13 protein-coding genes and 3 pseudogenes are annotated in these 14,429 nt (G+C 58.1%); all 16 read right to left on the minus strand.

From position 1 onward, the window contains the following. Positions 1-209 (minus strand): annotated as a pseudogene (locus tag J6525_RS44075) (ISNCY family transposase); the annotation flags it as partial. Positions 210-327: 118 nt separating this feature from the next. After that, positions 328-844 (minus strand): annotated as a pseudogene (locus tag J6525_RS47795) (transposase); the annotation flags it as partial. Between the two features lie 3 nt (positions 845-847). Continuing rightward, positions 848-976 (minus strand): annotated as a pseudogene (locus J6525_RS47800) (helix-turn-helix domain-containing protein); the annotation flags it as partial. Between the two features lie 364 nt (positions 977-1,340). Then, positions 1,341-1,640, minus strand: a complete 300-nt coding sequence (fdxB, locus tag J6525_RS44090) for a ferredoxin III, nif-specific (RefSeq protein ID WP_225649326.1) — start codon at positions 1,638-1,640, stop codon at positions 1,341-1,343. Between the two features lie 13 nt (positions 1,641-1,653). Further along, complete coding sequence (locus J6525_RS44095) at positions 1,654-1,854, minus strand: CCE_0567 family metalloprotein (protein ID WP_141341134.1); 201 nt, start codon at positions 1,852-1,854, stop codon at positions 1,654-1,656. A gap of 8 nt (positions 1,855-1,862) precedes the next feature. Next, positions 1,863-2,333, minus strand: coding sequence for a NifX-associated nitrogen fixation protein (locus tag J6525_RS44100; RefSeq protein WP_225649327.1), 471 nt, complete (start codon positions 2,331-2,333; stop codon positions 1,863-1,865). A gap of 6 nt (positions 2,334-2,339) precedes the next feature. Next, the gene (nifX, locus tag J6525_RS44105; protein ID WP_057018197.1) at positions 2,340-2,735 is read right to left on the minus strand and encodes a nitrogen fixation protein NifX; all 396 of its coding nucleotides are present in this window, start codon (positions 2,733-2,735) and stop codon (positions 2,340-2,342) included. Further along, positions 2,732-4,141 (minus strand): nitrogenase iron-molybdenum cofactor biosynthesis protein NifN, encoded by a 1,410-nt coding sequence (nifN, locus tag J6525_RS44110; RefSeq protein ID WP_225649328.1) that lies wholly within the window; start codon positions 4,139-4,141, stop codon positions 2,732-2,734. Before nifN ends, nifX begins: the two co-directional genes overlap by 4 nt. Positions 4,142-4,150: 9 nt before the next feature. Further along, the gene (gene nifE / locus J6525_RS44115) at positions 4,151-5,797 is read right to left on the minus strand and encodes a nitrogenase iron-molybdenum cofactor biosynthesis protein NifE (RefSeq protein WP_225649334.1); all 1,647 of its coding nucleotides are present in this window, start codon (positions 5,795-5,797) and stop codon (positions 4,151-4,153) included. Positions 5,798-5,908: 111 nt separating this feature from the next. Beyond that, positions 5,909-7,465 (minus strand): nitrogenase molybdenum-iron protein subunit beta, encoded by a 1,557-nt coding sequence (nifK, locus tag J6525_RS44120; protein ID WP_225649329.1) that lies wholly within the window; start codon positions 7,463-7,465, stop codon positions 5,909-5,911. 89 nt (positions 7,466-7,554) lie between these two features. Further along, positions 7,555-9,057 carry a nitrogenase molybdenum-iron protein alpha chain gene (nifD, locus tag J6525_RS44125; protein ID WP_057018194.1) on the minus strand — a complete coding sequence of 501 codons (1,503 nt, stop codon included), beginning with the start codon at positions 9,055-9,057 and terminating at the stop codon, positions 7,555-7,557. A gap of 273 nt (positions 9,058-9,330) precedes the next feature. Continuing rightward, complete coding sequence (locus tag J6525_RS44130; protein WP_225649330.1) at positions 9,331-9,468, minus strand: hypothetical protein; 138 nt, start codon at positions 9,466-9,468, stop codon at positions 9,331-9,333. Between the two features lie 65 nt (positions 9,469-9,533). Then, positions 9,534-10,781, minus strand: a complete 1,248-nt coding sequence (locus J6525_RS44135; RefSeq protein ID WP_069277636.1) for a cysteine desulfurase — start codon at positions 10,779-10,781, stop codon at positions 9,534-9,536. After that, positions 10,781-12,100: a Fe-S cluster assembly protein SufD gene (gene sufD / locus J6525_RS44140; protein WP_225649331.1), complete on the minus strand. Its 1,320-nt coding sequence runs from the start codon at positions 12,098-12,100 to the stop codon at positions 10,781-10,783. Before sufD ends, J6525_RS44135 begins: the two co-directional genes overlap by 1 nt. 19 nt (positions 12,101-12,119) lie before the next feature. Beyond that, positions 12,120-12,872, minus strand: coding sequence for a Fe-S cluster assembly ATPase SufC (gene sufC, locus J6525_RS44145; protein ID WP_069277614.1), 753 nt, complete (start codon positions 12,870-12,872; stop codon positions 12,120-12,122). Positions 12,873-12,941: 69 nt separating this feature from the next. After that, positions 12,942-14,429: Fe-S cluster assembly protein SufB (gene sufB / locus J6525_RS44150; protein ID WP_225649332.1), on the minus strand; the 1,488-nt coding region annotated here is incomplete at its 5' end.

Below are 14,429 nucleotides of genomic sequence, written 5' to 3' on the forward strand. Positions count from 1 at the left end.
GCCTCATTATAGACTCGACGTCGCGCCCGTCGGCCCTGGCGTGCGTCTTCCTGACCTCGAAGTAGGCGCATCGCATGCTTGCGATGGAATCCGGTGATGTCGACGAACTCGTCCAATATCCGCGCCTTCTTCGCGCGATCCGAACGCCGATAGCGCGCGCCTGCGGCCGCCGTCAGTTCCTTCCGCGTTGCCATGCTTAGCCACCCCATCTTCGCCCCCGCTCGTTCCCGATCCAAGGGAGCAATTTACGTGAGGCAACGGCTCAGCATCCGGTAACAATTAGGGCGAGGCAATGCGCTTCCCATCCAGATCGACGCGCTACAGGGCCAACACCTTCTCGACATAGAGGGTGAAGAGTTCGCCATTGATGGGGCCGTCGATGACCCAAGGTGCGCTGATCTGGTCGTGCCGAAGCGCCGCGATGAAAGTCATGGTCTTCCAGTGACCGAAAGGCGCGGATGCTTGGAGCCGCTGTCCACTCGGTCCCCAGCCGCGCAGTGGCGCCATATTGGTCTTGATCCAGGTCTCGTCGATAAAGATCAGCCGTGAAGGGTCAATCTCGCCTTGATGGGCCTTCCAGCGTGTCCGCTTACGGGCGATGTCGGGGCGATCTTGTTCGACTGGCAGGATCGTTTTTTTTGAAGCTCAGCCCTTCAGCATGCACAAACGTCCACACCGCCCGCACATCTGTCTTGATCCCGCGCGCCGCCAGTTCCTGTGTCAGCTTCCGCAAAGTGAATGGTCCCGAGAGAACGCGCTTACGCAGCCAATCAGCATTGGCACCGGACAGAACCGGCTTCTTGTGACCGCCGATCTTGCCGGGCGAAACGCCCCCAGTCTCCCGTCTCAGATTGTTCCACTTCGTTACACAGGACGGGCTGATCTGAAGCGCCTCTGCAATCGAACGAACTGTCTCTCCTGCATCAGCTCGCGCCAGAGCCCGTTCACGAAGGTCTTCTGAATAGGGTCGCGTCATCCATGCTGGCCCCCGTTCTCCAGCACGGAGTTTGAATCAGAAATCGCTCCCGCTGGGAATCCCGATTCTGCGAAAAAACAACATGCTCTAGAGACCAAATAAAGCGCAAGACTCGGTCGGGGACGATCAGGGAAGGGGATCTGTCCACGGTCATACCATGACCAAACGTACGCTCCTCCTGATCCCCAACCGAACAAGCGTGCCGCTGCATCGGAAACAGCATTTCGCAATTCGTTACGACCTAAAACGGTTCGCGTTACAGCCACGTTCCGGTCCGATCTTTGTTGCGGTCACTGCTCAGGAAGTTCAACGATGGCTGTATTTTTGACCGTAACGCCCTGCGGGGGAGGGATACGGCGGCGGGTCAGACAGCTTCAGCTTCGGCCGGAACGTGGGTTTGGCAGTTGGCCGGACAAACCCTACTGCAGGCGCCGCAGCCGATGCAGGCGCCCTGATCACTCAGAACCATGACTTTTTTTTCGATCTCATCGTCCTCGTCATCGTCGAGATCGACAAGTTCGCCCTCCTCGTTGATTCCTTTCAACGTCATGACGTCCCGACCGCACACTTTGAAACAGCGGCCACAGCCGATGCACTTTTTGCCATCGATCGAGACCAGATAGTCTGGCGTCCAGTCGCGGCCATCGCGCGTTGCAAATGACATGAGTCGAAGCCCTCTAGGTATTTTCCAGCGCCTTCAAATCCAAGCTCTTGCGTTCGAGTTCGGCATAGGCATCGTGCGCCTTCTCTGCCACCGCCTTGATCGACGTCCAGTTGATGGGAAGTTCTTCCGAAAGATCGTGCAGATCCATTTTGGCTTGTAACGCTTTGGCCGACAGTTTCTTTAGTTCTGCCTTCAGTGTTTCACGATCGCTCATGAGTGCCCTCAATAGTTCGCCACGTCCGGAAATTTACGGATCAAGTCGATCCCGCTCCTGCCATATTTGTCTCCCTCCTGTGCGAGCATTGCGAGATTATCGAAACCAAAGCGATGCACATCGCGCAGCTGTTTGTTCACCGCGACCAGCCGACCTCCGATCAGCACCATGCGGCCAAAGCCTTCATGATGCATCTTCAGAATCGGCTGGATCATCACGCCGGTGGCCTTCTCAATCGAGAGTGCAACCGCATTGAAGAACAGCTCCAGCCGCCACAGCGTATCGGGATCAGGATCGCCGACGATCGGCAGCGCACGCCGCTTCTCCTTGTCCAAGATATAGGGTTCGAGCAGGTCGAAATCGCTCTTTGCTTCCCACGCTCCATTGGCATCCTGAGCGCGCCATATCTTGACGAGTTCCTTGAGGAACGGCGCATCAAGGTCGCCACGCGGCTGCTCCATTTCTACGGCCTCGGTCATCTCACCTCATTCGTCGAACTCGAATGTGCGGCGTTGGTCCTTCGCCAAGGCCTTGCGGAGCCAAGGCGGCGGCGTGCCCTTCAGGACGTGCTCGAGCTTTTCGAGCAGCACAAGGATGTTCTCTGGCTTGTTCACTTTGATGGGATGGATATTGTTGGCGACCACCCGCGCGGCGCCGGCACCGCCGATTGCGGCAACGTACAGGATTGCGCAATCCTTGATCGCTTCGATCTTCGGCGCCAACTTATCGTCGTTGCCGTCTTCCTTGAGATCTCCCTCAAACTCAACCGCCTTGAGAAACACGTGTCCGCTTGGCGCGACATCGTAGATAGCGATATTCTTTGCCCAACCAAAATGGGCATCGACCTGTCTTAGGTCTTGTGTGGCGAACGCGACCTTCATGCAATCGACCTCTCAGTCGCTCCCTTGGAGCTGCGGTTGGCGGCCGCCGCTGGCAGTGCGGCCCGACCCCGCCAGCTATCGGGCGTGGGCTGATGATTCTCCTCGCGGTCCGCGATCAGGAGATTGGCGATGTCGAAGATCAGATCGCGCGTACCACGATACCCGATGAATAATTGGTGTCCTGCGCCAAGCCGATCGAACATCGGAAAGCCGGCTCGATAGAACGGAATTTTCAGCCGAGCCGCCGCTTGCCTACCATGCGAATGCGTGATCAACAGGTCGCAACGCCTGGTTTTGGCAAGCTCTTCCAGATCCTCGAGATCGCCAATCAGCACCTCTTCGGTCTTGATCCGCTCGATCACGGCCGACTGCGTAGTCGTCACCGCCACGGCCACCTCCGCACCCATGTCGTGCAGCATACTGGACAGGTCGAACAGCAGGTCGGGCTCCGCCGCGATCGCAAGTTTGCGACCGCCGATATGGAAGTGCGTATCCAGCATTGCATCGGCCAGCTGGCCACGCTGGCGCCGATACTTCGACGGGACGGGGCGACCGCTGATCTCGCTCAAGAAAGTCATCAAGTCGTCGTTCGGATCGAGACCGCACAGCCGTTCGAACAAGCGAATGGGCACGCCCGTTTTGGCCTGCATGACCTCCGCTGCTCGCCGCATTTGCCCGCCGACCGCGATGGTCCATCCGGCACGCCCCATGCTCGCGATTTCGTCGACGCCTATGCCGCCGATGGTCGTTGCCGTAAACTCGTCGGGAATATGCCCATCGAGCGACCCCGCCAGATCAGGCAGGAACGACGGCCGCAACCCAAAATCCTCCAGGATCGTGCGGAGTTCATCAAGGTCACCGGGCGTGAGGTGACATCCTGGAAGAACATTCACCCTCGATGGATCGCGCAGGCCGCTGACGTTTGGCCTTTCCACCAGCAAATCCACAATGCGCGCCACAGCCTTCTCCCAGCCGTCCTGGAACGCACCTTTGAAATCAGGCGTGGAGACATAGACCAGCGGTAATTTCGCGAGCTGCGGATGCTTGTCGCGGATCAGCTTGAGGTAGGCATCCACATCGTCGCCGTTGGTCTCGGTGACGCCCGTCGAGCAGATTCCGATGATTTTTGGCTTGGTCCGGTTATAGATATTGAGTATCGCCTGCTCGAGATTCTCGTAGCCGCCCAGCACGGTCGCGACCTCGCTCATCGCGGTGGTCTGCAGTGGTACAGCTTCCTTGAAATGCCGCACAAAGAGGGTGAGCCCGAAGGAGGTGCAACCTTGTGAGCCGTGCAGAAGCGGCATCGCTCCACTTAGCCCCATGAAGGCAAAAGCGGCGCCGATCGGCTGACTCATCTTCAACGGGTTAACCGCGCATGCTTTTGTCGGCACCGTGGCAATGGCCATGACACGTCCCTATTCGGCGGCTTGCAGCCCGGCAGGCGGCGAAGACGACAGAACGTCCTCGATGCGTTGCTTGCAGCAACCACCGACTGCATTGGTGTGGTCTCTGACTGCATCGACGCTGCTTAAGCCATGAGCGTAGATCGCATCCTCAATTGTGCCGAGATCGACTGTGTTGCAGAAGCAGATCTTCCTCGCGCGCCGCGCCCCCTCCGTGACTGCCGGATCGCCGGCGACCACGGCCACCGGCGGCTGCATCTGCACCATCGCCTTGGCCAAGGCCTGCCATGGCGCTGGTCGACGTAGCTGCTCCCACATCGGGTTGAAGAGCGACTTATCGATCTCCTCCACCAGCTTGACCATTCCGACATAGCCCATATAGGCGTGGCACCGCTCCTGGTTGATATCGAGCCAAGGCATCGCCGCCTTCAACGCAACGAACTGCGATTTGCCGCCCGAAAGCATGATGTCCGCCTTGGCCTCCTTCAACATCTTGTACATTTCGCGCGGCGTCATATCCTCGATCATGTGGGCATCCTGCCCCATCAGCTGCTTGATGCGTTTCTTGTCCTCCCTCGTCGATTTCTTCACACTGGTTCCGACCAGTTCGAGACCGGCCTGCTGGAGTGCCGCAACAACCGACCAGGACTTGACGCCGCCGGTGATCAACAAAGCCTTCTTGCCCTTGAATCGTGGCTTGTACGGTCCGATCGCGGCCCATGCTCTCGCTTCCTCGCGGGCGATCACAGCTTCGGTGCGTCCAAGCAAATCCATCGGCGCGCCGCGCTCAACCAACAAGCGGGCAATCTGGCGCAGCGATTCGCTTGAATCCTGGATGCCGTAGAACGAGCCTTCGAAGAACGGAATGCCGTAGCGTTCCTCCATTTTGCGTGCGACGTTGAGCATGGCTTTCGAGCACACCAACATCGCCGCCCGTGCCCGATGGGATGAAGCGACTTCGCGATATTTGGCATCACCCGAGATGCAGGAGAGAATCCGGACTCCAAGCTCATCCAACAGAGGCTTCACTTGCCAGAGCTCTCCGGAGAGATTGTATTCTCCGATGAGGTTGACATCGTACGGTGTGGTGTAGTCCGGCTCTTGCGTTCCGATCACATAGTCGAGTAAGGCCTCGCCGGCGAGTTTGTTACCGAGGTTCTTCGAACCAACGAACCCCGGGGAATTGATCGGGATCACCGGCTTGCCGAACCTTTGAGACGCCGCCTTACAGACCGCGTCGATATCGTCGCCGATCATGGCTGGGATGCAAGTCTGATAGACGAAGACAGCGGGCGGGTCGTGCTTGTCGATGATCTCCTTGATCGCTTTGCAGAGCCGCTTCTCGCCTCCAAATACGATATCGGTTTCGCTCATATCGGTCGTGAATGCGGTGCGCCACAGACTAGAGCCGGAAGACGCCGCGCCGCGATTGTCCCACGAATTGCCTTCGCACGCGATCGGACCATGTACGAGGTGAGCGACGTCGGTAAAGGGCTGCAGCGCAATTTTTGCGCCGTCGAACGCACAGCCGCCCGCAGCGCTGCCAGGTTGCAGCTGTTTGGTGCAGCCCTTTTTGCGCTCAGCCTCCGACTTACTACCATTCTTGGCGCAGCCCGGTTCGTTGAAAATACTCTGGACCCTGGCCGCTAGCGAGCTCATTCGTTTTTCCTTTCGATCGAAATCAAATGCAAGGCCAACCATCATGGCCAACCACATGTCTCTTGCGACATCGCCGAAGTCCTCGGCGATGTCGCAGCGCATTGTCTGCCATCAACGAATGATGTCGAAGCTGTAGTCGGTTTTGCCTAGAACATTTGTTTTCTTGTCGATTTCGTCGAAGATCTTGTCGAGAATCTTCACCAGCACATTCAAGCCGCCCTGATAGCCCCATACAGGGGAGCGGTGATGGTGATGTCGATCGAAAATCGGGAATCCGATCCGAATCAGTGGCGTTCCCGTGTCGCGCTCCAGATACTTGCCGTGGGTATTGCCAATCAGAAAGTCAACCGGATCGGTAAACAAGAGCGAACGCATGTGCCAGAGGTCCCGCCCCGGATAGGCTTGGCAAGCCTGCCCAAATGGCGAGCTTGCAAACAGCACCTCCATTTTTTCCTGCCACGCCTTGTTGCCGTTGGTGGACAGCACATGAGTCGGTTCGGCACCGAGTTCGAGCAGAAAGGCAGCCAACCCATAGCAGAGATCCGGGTCGCCGTAGATGGCGAACTTCTTGCCATGGATATGCGCGCTGGAGTCCGCGATGGCATCAACCAGGCGGCCACGCTCTCGCGCAAGTTCCTCCGGGATCTCCTTGCCACTGATGCGCGATAACGCCACGAGAAAATCATCGGTTGCGGATACGCCGACCGGGTAATTGAAAGACACAACGTCCTGGCCATGCTGGGATACGAACGGCAGCGTTTTTTCCGTACACCATTGCTGCATGGAGATTGTCGCCTTGGCGTGAACCGCGTTAGCCGCATCTTCCAACGTGGTACCGCCGTCGTACATTCGGAACTCGCCGTCGGTCGGGGTATCGAAAACTTCAGAGTTATCGGCGAGAATCGTGTGCTTAATGTCCATCAATGCCAAGATTCGCTTGATCTCGCGAAGGTTTCCAACGGTATTGCCATCGAAACCGCCGATGATGTTGATTGCCTCGTTTGGCTCGCGCTCCAGCTTCGGCGCTGTTCCTGCCTTTCCGTCCCAAAAATGCTCCAGGATGCCCTTGAGCGCATTGTCATAGCCAGTGACGTGGCTGCCGACGAACGCCGGCGTGTGAGCGAACGGCACGTCGAACTCTGCCGGAACCGAGCCCTTTTCCTTCGATGTCTTGATGAAGGCGTTGAGGTCATCGCCGATCACCTCAGCCATGCATGTCGTCGAGACCGCAATCATCTTGGGCTTGTACATGTTGTAGCTGTTGGCGAGCCCGTCGATCATGTTGTTCAGCCCGCCGAATACAGCGGCGTCTTCCGTCATAGATGAAGACACGCAGGAGCTCGGCTCCTTGAAGTGCCGCGACAGGTGGCTGCGGTAGTAGGCCACGCAGCCTTGCGAGCCGTGGACGAAAGGCAGCGTACCCTCAAAACCAACCGAGACGAATACGGCCCCAAGCGGCTGGCAGGCCTTGGCCGGATTTACCGTGAGCGCCTCCCGCGCAAAATTCTTCTCGCGGTATTCAGCCGTCTTGGTCCATTCCTTGATACGTTCGACCTCGGCAGGATCGCGGGGATTTTCGAACATCTTCTTGTCGGCCAGCATTTTTTGGTATTCTGGACCACGGAACAGTTCGACATGATCGAGCACATGTTCTGCACTCTGCGCCATTGTTAAGATCCTTTACTATCGAAATTGATGTCGCCCCAACTCTCCCCAGAGAGCGGGATCGGTTGCTCTACTCTGGAACCAAGTGCTTTTTATTCTGCAGCCAAGAGCTTCGGCTTCGCAGCTTCCTTCCAGGGAGCCTTCATCTTCTTCCAGATCGGCGAGTTGACCGCCATGTCCATGTCCCGCGCGAAGATCGCAAAGCCGTCATAGCCGTGGTATGGGCCAGAATAGTCCCAGGAATGCATCTGCCGGAACGGGACACCCATCTTTTGGAAAACGTATTTCTCCTTGATGCCCGATCCAACCAGATCGGGCTGGAGCTTTTCGACGAAGCGCTCGAACTCATAGCCATTGACGTCGTCGTAGATGAGCGTGCTGTCCTTGACGTAATGTTGGGCGGTGCGCTGATAGTCGTCGTTGTGGCCGAACTCGTATCCGGTGCCCACGACTTCCATGCCGAGATCCTCGTACGCGCCAATCACATGACGCGGACGAAGCCCGCCGACGTACAGCATCACCGTCTTGCCCTCTAGGCGGGGGCGATATTTCGCGATCACAGCGTTCACCAGCGGTAGGTATTTTTCAATCACCCGCTCGGCGCCTTCCTTGATCCTGTCGTCGAAATAGCCCGCAATCTTGCGCAGCGATTCTGCGATCTTTGACGGTCCGAAGAAGTTATACTCGCACCAGGGAATACCGAATTTCTCTTCCATGTGGCGGGAGATGTAGTTCATGGAACGGTAGCAATGCAGAATATTGAGCTTTGCCTTCGGCGTCGCTTCGAGCTCAGCGAGTGAACCATCGCCGGACCACTGCGCAATCACCCTCAGGCCCATTTCCTCCAGCAGAATTCGCGACGACCAGGCGTCGCCGCCGATATTGTAGTCTCCGATGATCGCAACATCGTACGGTGTCGATTCGAACTTTGGTTTGTCGTCGGTCTCGAGCTTGTCGAAAATCCAATCGCGCACCGCGTCGTTGGCAATGTGGTGGCCAAGCGATTGCGACACGCCGCGAAAGCCCTCACAGCGGACGGGCACGATGGTCTTGCCGCCGTATTCCTTGGATTTTGCTCTCGATACGGCCTCGATGTCGTCCCCGATCAGTCCGATTGGGCATTCCGATTGGATTGTGATGCCGTTGTTGAGCGGAAACAGCTCTTGGATTTCGTCAAGGATTTTGATCAGTTTCTTGTCGCCACCAAATACGATGTCCTTTTCCTGGAAGTCGGAGGTGAATTGCAGGGTCACGAAACTATCGACGCCCGTTGTGCCAACGTAATAGTTACGACGCGAGCCCCACGAATACTGGCCGCAGCCAACCGGGCCATGGCTGATATGGACCATATCCTTGATCGGTCCCCAGACCACCCCCTTGGATCCTGCATAGGCACAACCTCTGATCGTCATCACACCGGGTATTGATTTGATGTTGGACTTGACCCCGCAGTCGGACTTGCCGGCCTGGTGAACGTTGAGGTGCTTGGCGCGCCGTTTCGCGGTCTTCTCCGGATAGACTTTCAGCACCTCCTCGATCAGCTCTTTGTTGCGAGCCTTGATTTCTGCAATGCTCTGGGTCGTAGCGAGACTCATGCTTATGTCCTTCAAGGGTTAGCTGTTGGAGAGCGGCTTGCTGTCCAAGACTTTTGCAACGAGCATGCCAGCCCGTCGCGTGCGCAAAAACTGGAGTAAATAAAAGCGGTTAGCACACTTCGCCCCGTGGGGCTGATTGTTGTTGCGAACGCGACATCGCACTTTGCACGGAGACTTCTTCGTTAGCCCTGTTCGAAATGGAACAAGTGCCGGTTATGCGCGAAATTGCGTCGCACAATTCTGGAAGGCACGAAGTGCCGCCGATTGCAGTACCTAGCGATCACGCTCGCCGGGACAGCCGCTAACACGGAAAACAGGCAGGCTGAGCGGCTCCGGCTTGCCAATACCATCCATGTCTGCAGAGACTACAGAAGCTTTACGCTCAGCAATGACGATGACGTCCTTGTGCATGACGTCATCGCTCCCGATGATCGACGCAAGCTGCCTGGTCGCCTAGACGTGGCACGCTCGCCGGTTCACGATAATAGCTGCCGCGCCTTGATCAGCGCGCCCACGAGCGTATCAATCTCTTCGTATGTGTTATAGAGGCCGAAGGACGCACGGCATGTCGCCAGAACGCCGAAGCGCTTGAGCAGCGGCATCGCGCAATGGGCCCCCGCCCGCACCGCTACACCTGCGCGGTCGACAACGGTGGCAATATCATGCGCATGCGCCCCCTTCATATCAAAGGAGATAATTGGTCCCTTATCGGCCGGTGTCCCGATCATGCGCAGGGAGTTGATGTCCCCCAGCTGCTGCTGTGCGTAGGCAAGCAACGCACTCTCGTGCTCGCGGATCTGCTCCTTGCCTATGGAATTGATGTAATCCACAGCCGCTCCGAAACCGACCGCCTCAACGATCGGTGGCGTACCCGCCTCGAACCGGTGCGGCGGATCACCATAGATGACGCCGGCACGTGACACCTCACGGATCATCTCGCCGCCCCCATTGAAGGGTGGCATCAACGCCAGATGCTCAGATTTGCCGTAAAGCACTCCGATACCCGTCGGACCATAGAGTTTGTGGCCCGTCATCACATAAAAATCGCAATCGATATCGCAGACGTCGGCGTTCAGATGGACGCCCCCTTGCGAACCATCGATCAGCACCGGGATACCACGCGCGTGGGCGATACTCACCACATCCTTCACCGGCACAACGGTCCCGAGCACGTTCGACATCTGCGTGATGGCAACCATCTTGGTGCGTCGCGTCAGGAGCTGCTCGAATGCATCGAGCAGGAAGTTGCCGTCATCATCGACTGGCGCCCATTTGATCACTGCACCGTTCCGTTCCCTGAGAAAGTGCCACGGCACGATGTTGGAATGGTGTTCCATCATCGAGAGAATGATCTCATCCCCTGGAGTGACGCGTTCACGGCCGAAGGTCTGGGCGACCAGATTGATTGCTTCGGTAGCGCTGCGGGTGAAGATGATCTCTTCGTTTAGACGGGCGTTTACAAATCGCGCCAGCTTGGCACGGGCACCTTCATACGCCTCGGTCGCCGCGTTAGCGAGGTAGTGCAAACCGCGATGCACGTTGGCATATTCGCTGGAGTACGCCTGCATCATACGGTCAAGTACCGCCTTAGGCTTCTGCGCCGAGGCGGCATTGTCGAGATAGACCAGCGGTCTTCCATAAACTGTCATGCTCAGCGCAGGAAAGTCCGTACGCAGACGGTCAACCTCGTACCGGCCATTGTTCATCGCGGGATGCACGCTCATCACCGCGCCTGCAACCAGTGTTCAGCTTGCGCGGTCACAAAATCGCGCAGATCCTCGGCACCGATTTCCTCAATCACCTCACCCAGGAATGCTCTGATCAGCAACGCCTGCGCCTCCTTCTCGGATAGACCGCGAGCGCGCAGATAAAATACGAGAGTGTCATCCAGCGCGCCTGATGTCGATCCGTGGCCGCAAGTCACGTCGTCGGCCAAGATTTCAAGTTCGGGCTTGTTGTCGGCGCCGGCCTCGTCAGACAGAAGCAGCGCTCGCATCGTCAGCGTGGCGTCCGTCTTCTGCGCGGCAGGGCGCACGACAATCCGGCCTTGGAACACCGAATGGCCGCAATCATCTATAACCGCACGGAACTTCTCCCGGCTGGCGCAGTGGGGCACAGCGTGCTCGACGACGATTGTCGTGTCGACGTGCTGCTTGTGCCTGATGAGATTGACCCCGTTCGCCGAGAGCTTGGATCCCTCGCCGGCTAGCGTGATGAATCCCTGATAGCGACTGACCGAGCCGCCGCAGATCATGCCGAAGAGATCAAGCCTCGCCCTGGCGCCGACCGCGATGATCCCCGACGAGATATTCACCGCGTCAGCAGCATCGGCTGCCAGTCGGATATGCGAAAAGCGCGCCTCCTCACTAATCAGGGCGATTGTCGCATCGTTAGTCTGATAGCCGCTCGCGCCTTCGTTCGACACGAAGCTTTCCAGCACGACCGCTTCTGCGCCTTGGCCGAGATGCAGATAGGAACGCGTGAAGTTGGACGCCCACGATCCGGTCGCGACGTGAACGATCTGTATCGGACGCTTTACCGCTTTGCCCTCAGCGATGGTAATCACCAAGCCATCGGTCGCCATTGCCGCGTTGAGCGAGATCATCGCATCAGTCGTCGTCGAGAGTATCAGCCCGGCCATCGCGCTGTCGGCGGAATTCTCCAGGACCTCTCGGAGCGACCGCACATCGACCCCATTTTCCAGCCTACCTACGTCGGATAGTTCGGGGGCGAATATGCCATCCACCAAGACGAGCTTGACCGCCTGCTCGACTGCCGCTCGCTTAACTGACGTCCTTGCGTGCACGAGTGCAGCCGCATTCGGTTGCGGAGCGAGTGGCTGGACCTCGCCAATCAGGGCGCGCAGATCGGTGTATTTCCAAGCCTCAATGCGCCGATGCGGGAGGCCGGCGCGCTTGTAGGCCTCAAATGCCCTTGCACGGATATGAGCGACGGGCCCGGAGCCAGGCAGCCGTCCATGCGCCGCGGCGAAGACATTGTCCATTGTGCGCCCAGCGGCGGCTTTGACTACAACCTGATTCATCTGGAAACCCTTTGAGCCGTCACGCCACGTCCTCGAATTGGGCGTAGCCAGAAGCCTCAAGCTCCAGTGCGAGTTCCTTGCCGCCGCTCTTTCTTACTCGCCCTTTCGACATCACGTGGACAACGTCCGGCACGATGTAGTCGAGAAGCCGCCGATAGTGGGTGATCACGATCATCGCTCGTTGCGGCGAACGCAACGCGTTGATGCCGCCCGCGACAATCCGTAGTGCATCGATGTCGAGACCGGAATCGATCTCGTCCAGGATGCACAGGCTCGGGTCGAACAGCGCCATCTGCAAAATCTCGTTGCGCTTCTTCTCACCGCCGGAAAATCCGGCATTGAGGCCGCGCTTGAGCATGCCTTGCGGGATGTTGAGCGACTTAGCGACCTCGCGGACTCGTTTCGTAAAATCAGGAGTGGAGAATTCCTTTTGTGCGCGCGCCTTGCGCTGGGCGTTTAGCGCCGCGCGCAGGAAGTTCATGGTGGTTACGCCAGGGATTTCCACCGGATACTGGAAGGCAAGAAATACGCCCTTGGCAGCGCGCTCGTCTGCTTCCATCGCGAGCAGGTCGTCATCCTTGAATAGGATTTGGCCAGCGATCACCTGATAGCCGGGTTTGCCGGAGATAACGTGGCTAAGCGTAGACTTTCCGGAGCCGTTCGGCCCCATGATAGCATGCACTTCACCCGCATTGACCGTAAGATCGAGGCCGCGAAGAATTTCGCAGCCCTCGATACCGGCATGCAAATCTCGGACTTCAAGTAGCGCCATTGTGATCTGATCCTGAAATGCGTGATCCGGAACGCGCGCCGCGATCAGGAGGGCTCGCGGAACGATTAATTATCCGACGGATCCCTCGAGCGAGATCGAGATCAACTTCTGCGCCTCCACCGCAAATTCCATCGGCAGTTTTTGCAGCACGTCTTTCGCGAAACCGTTGACCACGAGGCCAATGGCGTGTTGCTCGCTCAAGCCTCTTTGCGCGCAAAAGAACAGGATGTCTTCTGAGATCTTCGACGTTGTCGCTTCATGCTCGAGTATCGCCGATGAATTCTTGGCCTCGACATAGGGCACGGTGTGCGCGCCGCATTTGTCGCCGATCAGAAGCGAGTCGCAGGCGGTGTAGTTGCGCGCGCCGGTCGCTTTACGGTGGGCGCTGACGAGACCGCGATAGGTATTCTGCGACTTGCCGGCGGCGATGCCCTTCGAAATGATCCGGCTCGACGTGTTCTTGCCGAGGTGGATCATCTTGGTGCCGCTATCGACCTGCTGGAAACCGTTCGAGATCGCGATCGAGTAGAACTCGCCGCTCGAATTGTCGCCGCGCAGGATGCAGCTCGGATATTTCCAGGTGATCGCCGAACCGGTCTCGACCTGGGTCCAGGAGATCTTGGAGTTCCTGCCGCGGCAGTCGCCACGCTTGGTGACGAAATTGTAGATGCCGCCCTTGCCTTCCGAATTGCCCGGATACCAGTTCTGCACCGTCGAATACTTGATCTCGGCATCATCGAGCGTGACGAGTTCGACCACGGCGGCGTGCAGCTGGTTCTCGTCGCGCTGCGGCGCGGTGCAGCCCTCGAGATAGGAGACGTAGGAGCCCTTGTCGGCGATGATCAACGTGCGCTCGAACTGGCCGGTGTTGCGCTCGTTGATGCGGAAATAGGTCGACAGCTCCATCGGGCAGCGCACGCCCGGCGGCACGTAGACGAACGAGCCGTCGGAGAAGACAGCCGAATTCAATGTCGCGAAGTAATTGTCCGAGGTCGGCACCACGGTGCCGAGATATTTCTGCACTAGCTCGGGATGTTCGCGGATCGCCTCCGAGATCGGCATGAAGATCACGCCGGCCGCCTTCAGCTCCTTCTGGAAGGTAGTCGCAACAGAAACCGAATCGAACACGGCGTCGACCGCGATCTTGCGGTTCGGCGTCTGCTCACCACCGGGCGGCGGCTCGACGCCCTCGAGGATCGCGACCTCGCGCAAGGGGATGCCGAGCTTCTCGTAGGTCTTGAGGATTTCCGGATCGATCCCGTCGATCGAGGACAGCGTCTTCTTCGGCTTCGGCGCCGCGTAGTAGTAGATGTCCTGGTAGTCGATCTTCGGATAGTCGACGCGCGCCCAGGTCGGCTCGGTCATGGTCAGCCAGCGGCGATACGCCTCCAGGCGCCATTCCAGCATCCAGGCCGGTTCATTCTTCTTTGCGGAGATGAAGCGGACGGTGTCTTCCGACAGCCCCTTCGGGGCCTTGTCGGACTCGATCAGCGTCTCAAACCCATATCGATACTGGTCGACGTCGATGCGCCGGACGCGCTCGACCGTCTCTTGTAC

Origin of the sequence: Bradyrhizobium australafricanum (genome assembly GCF_020329495.1) — a bacterium.
Taxonomy (GTDB): domain Bacteria; phylum Pseudomonadota; class Alphaproteobacteria; order Rhizobiales; family Xanthobacteraceae; genus Bradyrhizobium; species Bradyrhizobium australafricanum.

Bases quoted from the DNA above. Each gene is read 5' to 3' on its own strand.
- fdxB (WP_225649326.1), bottom strand. From the start codon at position 1,640: ATGTCATTTGCAACGCGCGATGGCCGCGACTGGACGCCAGACTATCTG.
- J6525_RS44095 (WP_141341134.1), bottom strand. From the start codon at position 1,854: ATGAGCGATCGTGAAACACTGAAGGCAGAACTAAAGAAACTGTCGGCC.
- J6525_RS44100 (WP_225649327.1), bottom strand. From the start codon at position 2,333: ATGACCGAGGCCGTAGAAATGGAGCAGCCGCGTGGCGACCTTGATGCG.
- nifX (WP_057018197.1), bottom strand. From the start codon at position 2,735: ATGAAGGTCGCGTTCGCCACACAAGACCTAAGACAGGTCGATGCCCAT.
- nifN (WP_225649328.1), bottom strand. From the start codon at position 4,141: ATGGCCATTGCCACGGTGCCGACAAAAGCATGCGCGGTTAACCCGTTG.
- nifE (WP_225649334.1), bottom strand. From the start codon at position 5,797: ATGAGCTCGCTAGCGGCCAGGGTCCAGAGTATTTTCAACGAACCGGGC.
- nifK (WP_225649329.1), bottom strand. From the start codon at position 7,465: ATGGCGCAGAGTGCAGAACATGTGCTCGATCATGTCGAACTGTTCCGT.
- nifD (WP_057018194.1), bottom strand. From the start codon at position 9,057: ATGAGTCTCGCTACGACCCAGAGCATTGCAGAAATCAAGGCTCGCAAC.
- J6525_RS44130 (WP_225649330.1), bottom strand. From the start codon at position 9,468: ATGCACAAGGACGTCATCGTCATTGCTGAGCGTAAAGCTTCTGTAGTC.
- J6525_RS44135 (WP_069277636.1), bottom strand. From the start codon at position 10,781: ATGAGCGTGCATCCCGCGATGAACAATGGCCGGTACGAGGTTGACCGT.
- sufD (WP_225649331.1), bottom strand. From the start codon at position 12,100: ATGAATCAGGTTGTAGTCAAAGCCGCCGCTGGGCGCACAATGGACAAT.
- sufC (WP_069277614.1), bottom strand. From the start codon at position 12,872: ATGGCGCTACTTGAAGTCCGAGATTTGCATGCCGGTATCGAGGGCTGC.